The sequence below is a fragment of the Microbacterium sp. LMI13-1-1.1 genome (assembly GCF_040815625.1).
In the GTDB taxonomy this organism is placed as follows: Bacteria; Actinomycetota; Actinomycetes; order Actinomycetales; family Microbacteriaceae; genus Microbacterium; species Microbacterium forte.
This window is the reverse complement of the sequence record NZ_JBFPNL010000005.1, coordinates 356009-371878: the sequence shown is the minus strand read 5'-3', so window position 1 is coordinate 371878 and position 15870 is coordinate 356009. Positions and strand designations below refer to the sequence as shown.

The window sequence follows — 15870 nt, the reverse complement described above, 5'->3', positions numbered from 1 at the left end:
TCAGGCGGATGCGGGCCCGCGCCTCAGGCGGATGCGGGCTCGGCGGATGCGGCCGCGTGGCGTGCGATCGCCCAGATGCCGACTGCAGCGGCGAGGAAGATCGCCGCCAGCATCGCCCAGCCTGCGAAGCCGAACGTGATCGCCGTGGCATTCACGACGATCGGCGACGCGAGGGCTCCGAGCGAGAAGCCCATTCCGAACACGCCCTGATAGGCGCCCGCCCGCACCGGGTCGGCGAGCTCGAAGCTGAGCCCCCAGGCTCCGGCCTGCGACAGGATCTCGGCGAACGTGTGCGTGATCATTCCGACGACGAGGATGACGATCGCAGCCCACGTCGGAAGACCGGCGGCGAGCGCGTAGATCAGGCAGGCGGCGACCATGAGCCACCCCGCGATCATGGTCACGCGTCCCGCGACCCGGATGTCATGCGTGCCGCGCGAGGCTCGCACCTGGAACAGCACGACCAGCGCTGTGTTGACGATCAGGAGCACGGCGAACGTGGCGTCCGGCGCCTTCGTGTATTCGCTGATCCACAGGGGCACCCCGAGTTCCGCCACTCCGAACTGCATGCCGAAGATCGCCGAGAGCCCGCTCAGCAGCAGGTACCGCGGGTCGCGCCACGGCGAGCGACGGTTCCACTCCCTGCGCTCAGCGGATGCCGCAGCCGTCGCCTGCGTGTCGATGGATCCCGTCTCGGTGAGCTGAGTCGCGACACGACCGCGTGCGGGGGCGTCGACCGCCGACGTGAGCCGGAGGAGCGAGAGCGACCCGAGTGCGCAGACGGCACCCGCACCGGCGATCGCGACCCGATAGGCCTCGGGTGTGCCCAGCGCCAGAGCGATCGCGCCGAAGCCCGAGCCCGCGGCGATCGCGAGGTTCGTGACCGTGCGCAGCACGGCGCGGGCATGCACCCGCCTGTCGGGGGCGAATCCTCGCGCGATGATGGCCGACCGCGCCGAGTATCCGAGAGAGTCGAAGAAGCCCGAGAGGCTGGCGAGCAGAAGCGCCGAGACGAAATCTCCGACGAACGCATAGGCGGCGAGCAGCACGCCGCCGGTCATCTCGAAGCCGAATGCGATGCGTCGTGCGCTCCACCGATCGGCGAGCCACCCGCCGAGGAGCGACCCGACGACACCGCATCCGCTCGACACCGCGAGCACCACCGCGGCCTGCACGGGAGAGAGACCGATGATCTGCGTGAAGAACAGCACCGTGACCGCGAGGAACACCCCGCGGCCGATGCGCGACACGGCGGTCGCGGCGACGAGCGCCCGCAGCACCGGATCGCTCAACCCGTCTGCGATGCGTGCGATGAAGCCCTTCGACGGACGTGCGGTCTCGACCCCCGTCTCGATCTGATCGGGATCGGGGCTGGGCGAAGACACCCTTCATCCTCGCATGGCGCGCACGCGCGTCTTGCCGCACACCGGCATACGGCGCACGCTGCATCCGGTTAGCCGCAAGGCCCCCACTCGGTTAGCGTGGGTGCGTGGTCTCCAGCTATCTCGCCCCGAAGGGCACCCCCGTCACCCTGCTCGAGTTCGAGCATGCAGGGGCGACGCTCATCGCGGAGACCTTCGGCGAGGGCCCTCGCACGTTCCTGCTGCTGCACGGCATCGGCATGGGTCGCAGCGTCTACCTCGATGTCGTGCAGCGACTGCGCGGAAGGGTCATCGCGCTCGACCTGCCGGGTTTCGGCGAAGCGCCCGAACCCGCACGCACCTTCACCATGGAGCGCCATGCCGATCTCGTCGCGGCCTATCTCCGGCACGCCGGCGAGGGTCCTGTCGTCGTGATCGGGCACTCGATGGGCAGTCAGATCGCCGCCGAGCTCGCCGCCCGGCATCCGTCGCTCGTCGAAGGCGTCGTGCTCGCCGGCCCCACCGTCAACAAGGCAGCGCGCAACATCGCCTCACAGGCGAGGTACCTCCTCACCGACCTGATCGGCGAGCGACCGCTGGTGATCTGGCGCGGCGCCAGGGAGTACCTCCGTGGTGGCCCGCATCTCATCCGCAAGATCCGAGCGACCATCGTGCACCAGCCCGAGAAGGCGTTCGCCCGCATCGATCAGCCGGTGCTGGTGCTGCGCGGAGAAGACGACCCGCTCGCGCCGATGAGCTGGTGCCGGGAGATCATCGACGAGATCCCCGGCGCCGATCTGCGGGTCATCCCCGACCACGGTCACGGCACGCTGATCAGCGACTCCGAGCCGGCGGCCCGCCTGATCCAGGCCTTCGCCGACGATCTCTGACCCGTACTCTCTTCGCCGCGTAGTTCACAACTCAGCACGAGCGGCTCCGCGCGGGCGCGCGGCGAGTCCGCCTCAGCGCAGCGGCGGGGGTGTGGTCGGAAGGAGCATCGCGTTGCGTCGCGCCCTGGTCAGCAGCAGGACGAACGCCCCCAGACCACCGAAGAGCACCGCGAAGATGATGCCGAACACGATCATGAACCCGGTGACGAGACCCTGCTCCATGATGCTTCCCGCTACCGCGACGACCAGACCGATCACCGCGATGCCGGCCACGCACCAGCCGACGATCATCGAGGTGAGATAGCCGCGCGGCCCGGCATGCCCGGGGCGCGGGCCGAATCTCGTGCCGAGGTACCAGGTCCAGCGGGAACCGGTCCACCAGCGGCTGGCCTGCCCCGTCACCGCATACCACCCGGCATGCGGTCCATCGACCTCTCCGGGCAGAGGCTGCACGGAGGCGTCGACGACCGCCGCCGACTGCGGGGCGGGGAGCCTGCGCACGGCGCGGGTGTGCGCGGCGCCGAGGATCCAGATCACGGCGATGGACATCAGGACCACGGGAAGGGCGAAGTTGCCGGGGCTCTGCGTGATGACCGCCGCCAACAGCTGCAGCATCGCGAGGATGAAGAACACGATGCCGAGCACCAGCCCCACCGCCGGCGGCTCGACCGCCAGGGCGTCGGGCCGCGGCTTGCCCTTGCGCACGCGGTACGGCGTCCAGATGACTCCGTCCCACCAGCGGACGTCTGCGGTCCCCGGCACCTGGTACCACCCCATCGACGGGGCGGTCGGCGGCGCCGTGCGCTCATGTGCGGTCCACTCCACGCCATCCCACCAGCGCTGCCGGCCCGGCGTGCCCGCGTCATACCATCCCTGGGGTGCTGACATCCGTCTTCCTTCTGGTCAGCCGGCGCCCGGCGGAGTCTGCTTCGACTCGGCGAGCTCGTCGACCACAAGGCTGCGCTCGTCGGTCGTGCCGTTGCGGTAGGCCTGCCGGCCGACGATATGGGCCGACAGCGGGGCCGTGGCGAACTGCATCAGCACGATCGGGGCGACGAGCGCGAGCCCGATGAGGATTCCGCCGACGGTGCGCTGCGACAGGGCGATCGCGAGGCAGATGAGGATGAGGCCGAGCACCTGGGGCTTCGTCGCGGCGTGCAGTCGCGAGGGCACGTCACGGAAGCGCAGCAGACCGACGGCGGCCGACAGGCACAGAACCGCGCCGAGCAGGATGAGCACGAGGATGGCGACGTCGATGACGGCGTCGGGAATGGCGAGACCGAACACGTTCATGGGGTCGTGTTGTCCCTTCTGGCCACGAACCGGGCGACCGAGATCGAACCGAAGACACCCACGGCGGCGATGATCAGCAGCACCGGGATGTTGCGGGTGTGACCGTTGATCGCCATCTCGGCGCCGAGCACGCACATGACCTCGGTGAGCAGCACGTCGGATGCCACGGCTCGGTCGAGGATCGAGGGGCCGCGCACGATGCGGATGATCGTCAGGATGGCGGCCACCCCGAAGACGACCATGATCGCCAGCATCAGCACGTTCATCGGGCACCTCCCCTGGTCAGCCCGCCGGCACCACCGGCACGCGCCGCGCGTTCGTCGGCCTTGAGGGCACGGTACTGCGCGGGGGCCCCGAGCGCACGCACGACCCGTCGCTCCCACCGCAGCACGCCCTCGCGCTGCTTCTCGACGTCGGCCATGCTGCGAACCCCGATCACGTGCAGGTAGAGCACCTGCCTGTCGCGGTCGGCCTCGACGATCAGCGATCCGGGGACCAGCGACGAGACCACCGAGACGTGGGTCATGATGAGGTCGTCGGCGTATTTCAACGGCACCGCGATGATCGCCGCGCCGGGCTGACGGCGGAAGTCGAACACCTGGGCCGTGACCGAGACCGCTCCACGCAGGACGGCGAACAGGAACTGCACCACGAACAGCGCGGCGTACCAGATGTTGATCCGCCCGGACAGCTCGACGGTCGGCAGCCGGAAGACGCGCGTGACGAACACCGCGACGACGAGACCCGAGAGGAACGACAGCACCGTGAACTGGCTCCACAGCAGCATCCAGAGCACGACGAGCCATGCCAGGAACGGCAGCTGCACGCGGATGTCCCGCCAGAAGTGACGGCCGGTCTCGGTGGGGCTCATCCTTCGACCTCGTCTTCCAGCTGCACGAGGGTGACCGGGTCGAGCAGCGCCGCACCGATGCGATCGCACAGTGCGTAGAGCGGACCGGCGAAGACGGTGAGCGCGATAGTGACCCCCACCATGCCGGCGGTGGCGACCGTCATGATGCGAGGGATGCGGCGACGCTCCTGCTGCTCGTCGGCGGCCGGGGCGTTGCCGAGGTACGAGATGCGCCCCTCGGTCTCGGTCGAGTCGTCCTCCTCGCGCCAGAACGCGAGGTTCCACGCGCGCATCAGCGCATAGAGGGTGAGCAGCGAGGTGACGATCCCGCCGAAGATCAGCACGATCATGAGCGGGGTCCCCACGGATGCCGCGGCCTCGAACAGCGCGAACTTGCCGATGAACCCGGAGAAGGGCGGGAGTCCACCCAGGTTGATCGCGGGGATGAAGTAGAGCACGGCGATCACCGGCGCGACCTTGAGCAGGCCCTTCACCCGGAGGATCGAGGTGCTTCCCGCCCTGCGCTCGATGAGACCGACGGCGAGGAACAGGGTCGTCTGCACGATGATGTGGTGGACGATGTAGTACACCGTCGCGCCGATCGCCGCCGGGGTCGCTATCGCGAGACCGAAGATCATGTATCCGACGTGACTCACCAGGGTGAACGACAGGATTCGCTTGAGCTCGGCCTGCGCCACGGCGCCGAGCACTCCGACGATCATGGTCGCCAGGGCGATGATCAGCAGCACGGTGTCGATGCTGTTCTCGGCGAACAGCTGGGTCTCGGTGCGGATCAGCGCGTAGACGCCCACCTTCGTCAGCAGGCCTGCGAACACGGCGGTGACGGGCGCCGGAGCGGTCGGATACGAGTCGGGCAGCCAGAACGACACGGGGAAGATCGCGGCCTTGATGCCGAACGCGATCACGAGCATGAGGTGCAGCACCAGCTGCGTCTCCTGCGGGAGCTCGGTCATGCGCTCGGCGATCTGCGCCATGTTCACGGTGCCGAGTGCGCCGTAGATCATCGCGATCGAGGCGAGGAACAGGATCGACGAGACCAGGGAGACGACGATGTAGACCGCGCCGGTGCGGATGCGCGACTCGGTGCTGCCCAGCGTGATCAGCACGTACGACGCCACGAGCAGGATCTCGAATCCGACGTACAGGTTGAACAGGTCTCCCGCGATGAAGGCGTTGAAGATTCCCGCGGCGAGGATCAGGTACGACGGGTTGAAGATCGAGATCGGCGTCTCGTCGGTGCCGTCGGCCGCGCCCTGACCGATCGAGAAGAGCAGAACCGCGAGCAGCACGATGCTCGAGATCAGCACGAGGAGAGCCGCGAGCCTGTCGACGTAGAGCACGATGCCGAACGGCACGGGCCATCCGCCGACCGAGACCGCCAGCGGTTCTCCCGCGTCGACGACGACCAGCAGCACGGCGGCGATCACCGAGACGGTCGCGAGCGTCGCGACCGTGACGAACGCCTGCAGGCGCGGGTTGCGGCCGAAGATCAGGGTCGCCGCGGCGCCGAGCAGCGGCAGGGCGACGAGCAGGGGGACGAGGGCGCTCATCGGCGGTCCTCCCCGTCGTCGGTGTGCTCAGGTGCGCTGTCATCGGATGCCGTGTCGGTGGCCGTGTCATGCGCGGCGTCGGCCGCATCGGTCTCGTGAGCGTCTGACGCGTGCGTGTCGGCATCCGTCCGGAAGTCATCGGAGCGCGGGGAGTCGTCCGCGTCATCGTCGGGCGGCGCCGATTCTCCGTCCAGGACGGACGCCCCAGGACCGGCATCCACGTCCGGATCCCCCGCCGAACCCCCATCCGCATCCGCGGATGGGGTCCGGGGCGCGGTGGGCCGGTCGGTCGGAGCGTCGTCGTGGATCGACGGATGGTCGCGCATGTGCAGCACGGTGATCGGCGACGTCTGCACGCCGACGAAGTCGGTGGTCGCCTCGTCGTCGGCGGCGTCGGCCTCGTCGTCCATGAGGTCTTCGTCGGCGTCGGTGCGCTCGCGGAGCGCGATGTCGGCCTCGTCGTCCTCGACGGTGTCGGCCTGGCCCAGCTGCCACGAGCGGTAGATGAGCGCGAGCAGGAAGGCCGAGACGGCGAAGGTGATGACGATGGCCGTCAGGGTGAGCGCCTGCGGCAGCGGGTCGCTGACCTCCCCTTCAGCGCCGTAGAACGGTGCGCTCCCCGGCACACCCATCACGATGAGCAGCAGCAGGTTCGTGGCGTTGCCGAGCAGCAGGAATCCGATCAGCACGCGGGTGAGGCTGCGCTCGAGCATCGCGTAGACGCCGCAGGCGAACAGCACGGCCATGATCACGATCAGGGTCAGTGAGACATCCATCAGCGGGTCACCCCCCGCTCGCGGAACTCCTGCGCCTGGCGGTCGACCTCGGCACCGAGGCTGCGCAGCACATCGAGCACGAGTCCGATCACGACGAGGTACACGCCGACGTCGAAGATCGTCGAGGTGACGAACTCCATGTGGCCGATGCCGGGGATCTCCCATTCCCAGAAGTTGCTGGTGAGCGGGGCGAGACCGAAGAACAGCGGCACCACGGCAGTGCCGACCGCGAGGATCAGACCGGCGCCGAGCAGTCGACCGGCATCCGTGGGCGCGGCCGCGCCGAGCTCCCAGCGTCCGCCGGCGACGTAGCGCATGACGAGTGCCATGCCCGCGACGAGTCCGCCCGCGAAGCCGCCGCCCGGAAGGTTGTGGCCGGAGAAGAGCAGGAAGATCGACACGACGATGATCGTGTGGAAGAGGATGCGGACGATCACCTCGAGCAGGATCGACCGGTTCTCCGGGTGCATCTTCGGTCCGCCGACGAGCCAGGCGCGGGGGCTGCTCTCGTTCTCGTCGGTCTGGAAGCGCACGCCCTCGGTCGTCTCGACCAGGGGACGGCTGAGGGTTCGACGGCGCCGCGCCTTGGGCAGCGTCTTGGTCGCCGACAGCATGTCGGCCCGGTGAGTGACGAACACGAGCGAGGCGACGCCGGTGGCGGCCAGCACGAGCACCGAGAGCTCGCCCATCGTGTCCCAGCCACGCAGGTCGACCAGCGCGACGTTGACGACGTTCTTGCCGTGACCGATCTCGTACGCGAGCTTCGGGAAGGCCGCCGAGATCGGGTCCGCGATACGCGACTGGGTCGCCACGACCGCGACGAGGGCCATGGTGAGTCCGACTCCGACACCCAGCAGCGCCCGCGGAATGCGACCGACGGAGGCGTTGTGCTCGCCCATTCGCGCAGGCAGGCGACGCAGCACGAGCGCGAAGGTGACCATCGTCACGGTCTCGACGAGGATCTGCGTCAGCGCCAGGTCGGGGGCGCCGCTGGTCGCGAACAGCACGACCATGCCGAGACCCGTGATCGAGACGAGCACGACCCCGGTGTACCTCTTCTGCGCCCGCACGGCCATGACGCCGGCGGCGGCCATCATCGGCGCGACAACCAGCTGCGCGGGGGTGTGCCAGGCCGAGAGCTGGAAGCGGTCGATGTCGCTGGCGACGAGAGCCGTGATCTCGGCGGCGACGAAGACCACGAAGATCGTGCCGACGTAGACCGGAAGCGAGCCTCGCTGGGTGAGGGTCGTGCTCAGCACCGAGAGCCGGTCGACGCCGCGCATGACCAGGTAGTAGACGTCTGCCGCGGTGAAGCGGATCAGCCGTGCCTTGCGATCCCACCCCGTGCGCAGGGTCAGGAGGAAGACCGCGGCACCGAGCAGGATCGACAGGATCGAGATGCCGAGAGCGGGCTCGAGACCGTGCCAGAGGGCGAGGTGCCCTGGTCCCTCGGCGGCGACGCCCTCGGCGTCGAGGCCGGGCGTGGCCGTGAGGGCGTATCCCTGGAGCGCGACGTCGAGAGCAGGGGCTCCGATGCCGGTTGCCAGCGTGAAGCCGGCGAGGATGATCGGCGCCGAGAGGAATCCGACGGGCGGGTCCGGCCACGCGGTGTCGGGAAGACGATCGCCTGCTGCGTCGCGCTTGGTCCAGAACGCGCCCCAGAGGAAGCGGATGCCATATGCCGCAGTGAGAATGGATCCGACGCTGACGCCGATGATGGCGACGAGTCCCCATGGCGATCCGTGCAGCGCGTCGTCGAGGAGGGCTGTGAGGGTGGACTCCTTCGCGACGAATCCGAGGGTCGGCGCGATGCCGGCCATCGAGGCGATGGAGATGAATGCCGCAGTCGCCATGACCGGCGCCTGCCGGCCCACACCGCTCAGCTCGGTGATGTCACGCGTCGACAGCTGGCGGTCGATCACACCGACGATCAGGAACAGCGCCGACTTGAACAGCGCGTGCGCGATCACGAGTGCAAGGCCCGCCAGTGCGCTCGCCTGCGTGCCGTAGCCGATCACGATCGAGAAGAACCCGAGCTGGCTGACGGTGCCGAAGGCGAGGATGCGCTTGAGGTCGGTCTCTCGCAGCGCCTGGATGCCGCCGAGCAGCATCGTCACGATCCCCAGCGAGATGATGATCGGCCGCCAGGGTCCGGTGAACGCGAAGATCGGAGCGAAGCGTGCGATCAGGTAGATGCCCGCCTTCACCATCGCCGCAGCGTGCAGGTAGGCGCTCACGGGGGTGGGCGCGGCCATCGCGCCGGGGAGCCAGAAGTGGAACGGGAAGATCGCGGACTTGCTGATGGCACCGACGAGCAGCATCACCACGGCGGCATCGACGATCGCCCCGGTGGGAGCGATCTCGAGGATCTCGCGGATGCTCGAGGTGCCGGCATCGACGACCAGCAGCACGACTCCGACGAACATCACGAGCCCGCCGAGGGTGGTGACCAGGAGCGCCTGCAGAGCGGCTCGTCGGCTGGCCGCACGCCGACGGTAGTGGCCGATGAGGAGGTACGAGAGGATGCTCGTCACCTCCCAGAACATGACGAGCATGACCAGGTCGTCGGTCAGGACGAGGCCGTACATCGCACCCGCGAATCCGAGCAGCACACCGGCGAACTGGCCGATCCCCGCGGAGTCGTCGTGGAAATACCAGCGGCAGTACAGCAGCACGAGCGCGCCGACACCCGTGACGATGAGGGTCAGCACCCAGCCGAGAACATCCATGTTCATCGACAGGTTCAACCCGAGCTGCGGAATCCACGCGACCGAGACGAAGGGCGTCGGGCCGTCGAGCACCTGGGGGGTGAGCACCAGAGCGTGGATGAATGCCGCGGCGGGAATGAGAGCCGCGATGGCGAATGCCTGGGATCCCAGCCAGCGCACCAGAACGGGCATCAGGATCGACCCGAGAAGGAACACGGCGAGGAGCGTCAGCATATACGCGGCTCCTCAAAGCTCGTCGGCCGGGGGTGCGGCGCAGGCGGGCGGGCGGGTGTCGATATCGAGTTTACCTTGATTCTTCGCTGTTCCGGGTCGATCATGTCGGCGTCGGACCGCGCAAATGGCCGGTTTTGCCCGGGATTTCGGGCACTTTGCGCGATGTCGATCGCGAAATCAGATCATTCGGATGCGTTCTCGGCCCGTCGAGCGATCGCGGGGCCGAGCCTGTCGTACGACTTCGCGATGTGGGTGCGCATCGCCTCTGCTGCGGCCTCGGGATCGCGTCGGCGAAGCGCCGCCAGGATGCTCTCGTGCTCGCTGAGGGTGTCGTCTTCGAAGTCGTGACGGAAGTTCAGGCGGTAGAGGTGCATGTGCGACCGCAGCCGCACGATGGCCTCCGAGAGCAGCGGGCTCTGCGCCTGCTCGGCGATCAGGTGATGGAAGTGCAGGTCCTCGTCGATGAACCGGCGGTAGTTGCGGAAGCTCTCCTCCGCGTCGGGCGCCGACGCTGCACGCATCTGAACGACGGACTCCGCGAGCTCGCTCTCGATGTCGGCGTCGAGATGGGTCGATGCGCGACGCGCGGCCTCGGGCTCGAGCAGTTCGCGCATGTCGTACAGGTCACGGAGCCCCGCAGCGTCGAGCAGAGGAGCCGCGACGTAGCCCTTGAGTGCACGCTTCGCGACGAGGCCCTCGGCCTCGAGGCGCGTGAGCGCCTCGCGCACCGGAGTGGGCGACACGTCGAGATCGCGAGCGACCGCGTCGATGTTCACGCGGGCACCGGGCTCGATCACGCGGTCCATGAGAAGGCCGAGCACGGCGTCGTACACATCGTCGACGAGGGCGCGCCGCGCCGGGAGCGGCCGCGGTCCGCGTGCTTCGTCGTCGCCGAACATGTGTCTCATCGTACGGGGTGCCTTTCTCGGCTGATCAGCCCGTGTTCTCGAAGCTCGTCCCACACCTCGGCGGCGACCGGGCGCGCGACGAGGCGGCTGTTCCTCGAGACCTGCTCGGCGCTCGCGCCGCCCATCACCACCGCCGCCACTGCAGGGTGGGTCAACGGGTACTGTGCGGCGAGCTCGGGAAGCGAGCTGCCGTGCCGCCGGGCGATGCGCGCGATCGATCGGGCTCGCTCGACGACCGGGAGCTCGGCGGGCCCGTAGTCGAAGAGCGCATCCTGCGAGGGCGCATCCGTCGCGAGGATGCCCGAGTTGAAGACCGCCGCGGCGAGCACCGTCACGTCGTGCTCGTGTGCGAGCGGGAGCAGGTCATCGGCGGCCGACTGGTCGAGGAGGGTCCAGCGCCCGGCGACCATCATCACGTCGGCGTCGGTCTCGCGCACGAACCGCGCGAGCATCGCACTCTGGTTCATCCCCGCCCCGAACGAGGTGATGACCCCCTGATCGCGCAGCTCGCTGAGCGCGGGGAACGCACCCTCGAGGGCTTCGTGCTCGTGCGCGTCGGGGTCGTGCACCAGTGCGATGTCGATGCGATCGAGACCGAGCCGTTCGAGTGACTGCTCGATCGAGCGCAGCACGCCGTCTCGCGAGTAGTCCTGCACGCGGCGATGGTCGGCGGGTACGTCGAACAGGTTGTCGATGTCGGTGCGACCGGCGGCATCCTGCGGCACGAGCAGGCGCCCGACCTTGGTCGAGACGATGTACTCGTCGCGCGGCAGCTGCCGCAGGCTCTCGCCGAGTCGACGTTCGGCGAGACCGAGCCCGTAGTGCGGAGCCACGTCGAAATACCGGATGCCTCCTGCCCACGCCGCAGGCACGATGCCCGGCCACTCGTCGTCGCCCAGCGCCTGATAGAGGTTGCCGAGCGCCGCGGCGCCGTACCCGACGGGTGGAGCGGCGAGCCCGCCGCGTCCGATCGCGACCGACCGCGCGACGGGCTGCGCGACTCCGGAGACGACACTGCTCATGCGACGACCAGCCGCCCGAGCGCGTCGTCGTTCCAGGAGATCCCGAGCCCTGCCTCGTTCGGCGCCCAGGCCCGCCCGTTCTCGATGCGCAGCTCGCCCCTCGTCACGGCACGCAGCTGTGGGATGTGCTCGAGATACAGCGCATTGGGGATCGCGCACACGAGCGAGACGTGCAGCTCCATGAGGAAGTGCGGCGCCACGGGGGCGTTGAACGACTCGGCGAGGTGCGCGATCTTCAGCCATGGCGTGATGCCGCCCACCCGCGCCACGTCGGCCTGGACGATCGATGCACCACCGCGCTGCAGATGCTCGCGGAAGTGCCCGAGCGAGTACATGCTCTCGCCGACCGCGATGGGCACCGATGTCGAGCGGGCGAGCTGCCGGTGACCCTCGATGTCCTCGGCCGGCAGGGGCTCCTCGAACCAGAAGACGTCGACCTCTTCGAAGAGACGGGCGCGCCTGATCGCCTCCGCCACCGAGAACGACTGGTTCGCATCGACCATGATGTCCATGCCGGGCCCGACCGCGTCCCGCACGGCCCGCAGTCGCTCCAGGTCCTGGTGGCCCCGCGGCATCCCCACCTTGATCTTGACCCCGCCCATGCCTCGTTCCTTCGCATCGACGGCGTGCGCCACGAGCTCATCGGTGCCGAAGTGCATCCATCCGCCCTCGGTGTCGTACACCGGGACGGAGGGCGAGGCGCCGCCGGCGGCGACCCACAGCGGCAGCCCGGATCGCCGCGTCTTCGCATCCCACACGGCGGTGTCGACCGCGGCGAGCGCGAGCGCGGTGATCGGTCCCACGGTGGTCGCGCGGGTGATGCCGAACAGGGCCAGCCATACGGCCTCCGGACGCTCTGCTTCGAGGCCGATCAGCGCCGGCAGCAGTGTCTCGCGCAGCAGGCTGAGCACTGCACCGCCGCCTGTGCCGATCGTGTAGCTGTAGCCGATGCCCTCGGTGCCGTCGGCGGTGCGCAGTCGCACGAGGATCGTCTCCTGCTTCACGAACGTCTGCAGCGCATCCGTCCGCTCCGTCTCGACCGGAAGGTCGCACAGCTGCGCCTCGACGTGCACGATGCGGCTTCCTGCCGTCGCATCCGCCCTGACCTCGAGCAGTCTCGCGGCGGTGTCTTGTGTCGTGTGCATCAGCGTCCTCCGAGTCCGCCCAGGGTGACCCCCTTGATGAGCTGCCGCTGCAGCAGCAGCACCAGGATCAGCGAGGGGATGACGGCCAGCGTCGACGCCGCCATGAGCAGAGCCCACTGCGTGCCGAACTGACCGGTGAACATGCCGAGCCCGAGGGGCACGGTGGCCATGTCCTGTGTGTTGATGATGATCAGCGGCCACAGGTACGAGTTCCAGTAGCCGATGAACGAGAAGACCGCGAGCACGCTCAGCGGCGCGACCAGCTGCGGCAGCAGCACCGACCAGAGAGTGCGCAGGCGCGAGGCTCCGTCGATCAGCGCCGCTTCCTCGTACTCCATCGGGATGGTGAGGAAGAACTGCCGCATGAGGAAGGTGCCGAACGCGGTGAAGGCGAACGGGATGATGAGCGCCGCGAAGCTGTCGTTCCATCCCCAGCTGTTGATCATGATGAACAGGGGCACGACCAGCACCTCCTGAGGCAGCACGAGCGTGAGCACGAACAGCAGGAACAGCTTGTCGCGGTACTTGAAGCGCAGCCGCGAGAACGCGTAGGCCGAGAGCACGGCGACGATCACCGAGAGCAGGGCGCCGAGGATCGCGACGATCAGGCCGTTGAGGATGAAGCGGCCGAACGGCACGACCGTCCAGGCCTCGACGAAGTTCGCCCAGCGGATCTCCGATCCGAAGATCTGAGGTGTCGCGGTGAACACCTCGTTCTCGGGCTTGAGCGCCGTGAGGAACATCCAGATGAAGGGGAACGCGAAGATCAGCGCCACCGCGGCGATGGCTGCGGTGTTCAGCCATTCCTTGAGGGAGTCCCGGCGCTGACGCGCGCGGCGGGGAAGGCTCACGACGTCACTCATAGTTCACCCACCTGCGCTGGCCGACGAACTGCAGGGCGGTGATGAGCATCACGACGAGGAAGAGGATCCACGCGAGGGCGGATGCGTAGCCGAGCCGATCGAAGACGAATCCGTTGCGATACAGGTAGAGCACGAACGTGTTGGTGCTCTCGCCCGGCCCGCCCTGCGTGAGGAACAGCGGCTGCACGAACACCTGGAACGCGCCGATCATCGTCATGGTCGAGCAGAAGAACAGCGACGGCGACAGCAGCGGCAGGATGATGAACCGCAGCCGCTGCCAGGCCGAGGTACCGTCGATGCGGGAGGCCTCGAGCAGCTCCTTCGGGATCGCGCTGAGGCCGGCCGACAGGACGATCACGTTGTAGCCGAACGACTGCCACACCGACATCGCGATCACCGAGGGCAGCGCCCACGCCGAGTCGGACAGCCAGTTGGGGCCGTCGATGCCGACGGTCGCGAGCATCGAGTTGACGAGTCCGTCCTGCGAGAGGAGCAGCCGCCACACGAGCGCGTTCGCCACCATCGGGGTGATCACGGGAAGGAAGAAGATGACCCGCCACGCACCAGCGGCCTTCATGCGGGTGTTCAGCCACAGCGAGATGGTGAGGGCGACGAACAGGTTCAGCGCCGTGTAGACGACCGCGAAGATGAGCGTGTTGCCGAGCACGGTGTAGAACGTCGGGTCGCGGAACAGCTTGACGTAGTTCTCGAACCCGATGAAGTCGGGGCTGCCGAACAGCTTCCAGTCGAACAGGCTGATGAAGGCCGATCCGAACAGCGGAGTGAGGATGAACAGGACGAACCCGATCAACCCCGGGGCGAGGAAGGCCACAGCGACCCAGCCGTCGCCGCGCCGATGTCGCAGACGTGGAGCCCGCGGGGCGGGGGCACCGATCGGCACCCCCGCCACGCCGGGCATCGCAGAGGAGGCCGTCGCCTCACTCCGGTCGCTCATGATCGCCATCCGCTCAGCCCGCGACCGAGTTCTGGATCGTCTCCATGATCTCCGCAGCCGTCAGCTCACCCCGGTAGCCCTGCACTCCGTACTGGGTCATCAGGGTCTCGACCTGGTTCCAGGTCGAGGTGGTGCGCTGCGGCGTCGCGTCTGCGAGGAGTGCCTCGACGACGTCGGCGGCACCCTCGGTCTTGCCCTCGGCCCAGGCCGGAAGCGCCTCGATGCGAGAGGGGACGATGCCACGAGCCTCGGCCTGCTTCTCCTGCACCGACACCGAGGTCAGCGCCTCGATCGCGGCGAAGGCCTCATCGGGGCGGTCGCAGTTCGCAGCGATGCCGAATCCCGAGCCTGCGGTCATCGCGGCTGCCGTCCCGCTCGTCGACGGGACGATCGTGACGCCCAGGGTGAAGTCGGCGGCGTCGGCGAAGCTGCCGTACATCCAGGGGCCTTCGATGAGCATCGGCACCTCGCCCGAGGTGAACGCCTGCTGCGACACTTCGGAGCCGTCGGCGGCTTCGGGAGCCTTCGCGACCTGCTCGACCGAGACGAGGTCGAAGAAGCTCTGGATCTGGTCGACGAAATCGGAGTTCGTGAGGTCGAGCTCGCCGTCTTCGGTGACGGCGGGCACGCCGTCGGCGAGCGACCAGGCGTTGGGGATGAAGATGCCCGGCGCGAGCGCGAGACCCTTCTTCTCTCCGTCGGTGAGCGCCTTGGCGTCCGAGATGAACTGGTCGCGCGTGTACTCGGTGCCGGGCAGCTCGAGCCCTGCCGCCTGGAACGCCTCGACGTTGTAGAAGAGCACGATCGGCTCGGCGTCATAGGGGATCGCGCGGATCGTCCCGTCGACCGTCATGCCGCTGAGCATCGAGGCGTCGATGCTGTCGATGTCGAAACCGCTCTTCTCGATCAGATCGTCGAGAGGCATGAGCAGGTCGCCCAGCTCCTGTGCGCGCGCGGCCTGGGTCGTGAGCAGGCAGGGCGGGTTCGATCCGCTGAGGCGGGTCTTCACCTTGGTCCAGTAGTCCGAGAAGCTCGGGCCCTCGACGGAGATGTCGAGGTCGGGATCCTCGACCTGCGCGCCTTCGATGAAGTCGGCCCACTGCGCCTGGTCGCCCTCGCTGGCGGCCCAGGTGTAGAGCACGAGCGGACCGCCGGATCCGCCGGCGCCTCCGGCGGAGGCCCCGGCACAACCGGCGAGGGCGACCACGGTGAGGCCCGCGGCCCCGGTCAGGACGAGACGCTTCGCGCGTCGGGATGAGAGTGCATTCATTCTGTCTGCCTCCTTCATTGGATG

General features: G+C 68.4%; 14 protein-coding genes and 1 pseudogene. 1 reads left to right on the top strand and 14 read right to left on the bottom strand.

What is annotated here, in order from left to right:
* Positions 1-23: 23 nt before the first annotated feature.
* Positions 24-1385, bottom strand: a complete 1362-nt coding sequence (locus tag MRBLMI13_RS08695; protein ID WP_367821831.1) for an MFS transporter — start codon at positions 1383-1385, stop codon at positions 24-26.
* Positions 1386-1489: 104 nt separating this feature from the next.
* Here MRBLMI13_RS08695 and MRBLMI13_RS08690 point away from each other — a divergent pair, with 104 nt between their 5' ends.
* The gene (locus MRBLMI13_RS08690) at positions 1490-2251 is read left to right on the top strand and encodes an alpha/beta fold hydrolase (RefSeq protein WP_309692665.1); all 762 of its coding nucleotides are present in this window, start codon (positions 1490-1492) and stop codon (positions 2249-2251) included.
* A 72-nt stretch (positions 2252-2323) separates the two neighbouring features.
* Here MRBLMI13_RS08690 and MRBLMI13_RS08685 read toward each other — a convergent pair whose 3' ends face one another.
* From MRBLMI13_RS08685 to MRBLMI13_RS08625, 13 genes and pseudogenes are all read right to left on the bottom strand, one after another.
* Entirely contained in the window at positions 2324-3139 is an 816-nt protein-coding gene (locus MRBLMI13_RS08685) for a DUF2510 domain-containing protein (protein ID WP_367821829.1), read from the bottom strand.
* Positions 3140-3154: 15 nt separating this feature from the next.
* The gene (mnhG, locus tag MRBLMI13_RS08680; protein WP_042540347.1) at positions 3155-3544 is read right to left on the bottom strand and encodes a monovalent cation/H(+) antiporter subunit G; all 390 of its coding nucleotides are present in this window, start codon (positions 3542-3544) and stop codon (positions 3155-3157) included.
* Positions 3541-3810: a monovalent cation/H+ antiporter complex subunit F gene (locus MRBLMI13_RS08675; RefSeq protein ID WP_042540345.1), complete on the bottom strand. Its 270-nt coding sequence runs from the start codon at positions 3808-3810 to the stop codon at positions 3541-3543. Before MRBLMI13_RS08675 ends, mnhG begins: the two co-directional genes overlap by 4 nt.
* Positions 3807-4415 (bottom strand): Na+/H+ antiporter subunit E, encoded by a 609-nt coding sequence (locus MRBLMI13_RS08670; protein WP_056375103.1) that lies wholly within the window; start codon positions 4413-4415, stop codon positions 3807-3809. The genes MRBLMI13_RS08675 and MRBLMI13_RS08670 overlap by 4 nt, the downstream gene beginning before the upstream one ends.
* A complete protein-coding gene (locus tag MRBLMI13_RS08665; RefSeq protein WP_056375101.1) occupies positions 4412-5965 on the bottom strand; it encodes a Na+/H+ antiporter subunit D in 1554 nt (517 codons plus the stop codon). Before MRBLMI13_RS08665 ends, MRBLMI13_RS08670 begins: the two co-directional genes overlap by 4 nt.
* 248 nt (positions 5966-6213) lie before the next feature.
* Positions 6214-6741: pseudogene (locus MRBLMI13_RS08660) on the bottom strand (Na(+)/H(+) antiporter subunit C); the annotation flags it as partial.
* Positions 6741-9683, bottom strand: a complete 2943-nt coding sequence (locus MRBLMI13_RS08655; protein WP_367821825.1) for a Na+/H+ antiporter subunit A — start codon at positions 9681-9683, stop codon at positions 6741-6743. The pseudogene MRBLMI13_RS08660 and the gene MRBLMI13_RS08655, both read right to left, overlap by 1 nt.
* A gap of 182 nt (positions 9684-9865) precedes the next feature.
* Positions 9866-10582 (bottom strand): GntR family transcriptional regulator, encoded by a 717-nt coding sequence (locus MRBLMI13_RS08650; RefSeq protein WP_052492962.1) that lies wholly within the window; start codon positions 10580-10582, stop codon positions 9866-9868.
* Positions 10583-10587: 5 nt separating this feature from the next.
* The gene (locus MRBLMI13_RS08645; RefSeq protein ID WP_367821823.1) at positions 10588-11613 is read right to left on the bottom strand and encodes an aldo/keto reductase; all 1026 of its coding nucleotides are present in this window, start codon (positions 11611-11613) and stop codon (positions 10588-10590) included.
* Positions 11610-12758, bottom strand: a complete 1149-nt coding sequence (locus MRBLMI13_RS08640; protein ID WP_082041117.1) for a mandelate racemase/muconate lactonizing enzyme family protein — start codon at positions 12756-12758, stop codon at positions 11610-11612. The genes MRBLMI13_RS08645 and MRBLMI13_RS08640 overlap by 4 nt, the downstream gene beginning before the upstream one ends.
* Entirely contained in the window at positions 12758-13621 is an 864-nt protein-coding gene (locus MRBLMI13_RS08635; RefSeq protein WP_079111921.1) for a carbohydrate ABC transporter permease, read from the bottom strand. The genes MRBLMI13_RS08640 and MRBLMI13_RS08635 overlap by 1 nt, the downstream gene beginning before the upstream one ends.
* Complete coding sequence (locus MRBLMI13_RS08630; RefSeq protein ID WP_079113854.1) at positions 13614-14576, bottom strand: carbohydrate ABC transporter permease; 963 nt, start codon at positions 14574-14576, stop codon at positions 13614-13616. Before MRBLMI13_RS08630 ends, MRBLMI13_RS08635 begins: the two co-directional genes overlap by 8 nt.
* Positions 14577-14589: 13 nt before the next feature.
* Positions 14590-15846 carry an ABC transporter substrate-binding protein gene (locus MRBLMI13_RS08625; RefSeq protein WP_228385613.1) on the bottom strand — a complete coding sequence of 419 codons (1257 nt, stop codon included), beginning with the start codon at positions 15844-15846 and terminating at the stop codon, positions 14590-14592.
* Positions 15847-15870 lie beyond the last annotated feature (24 nt).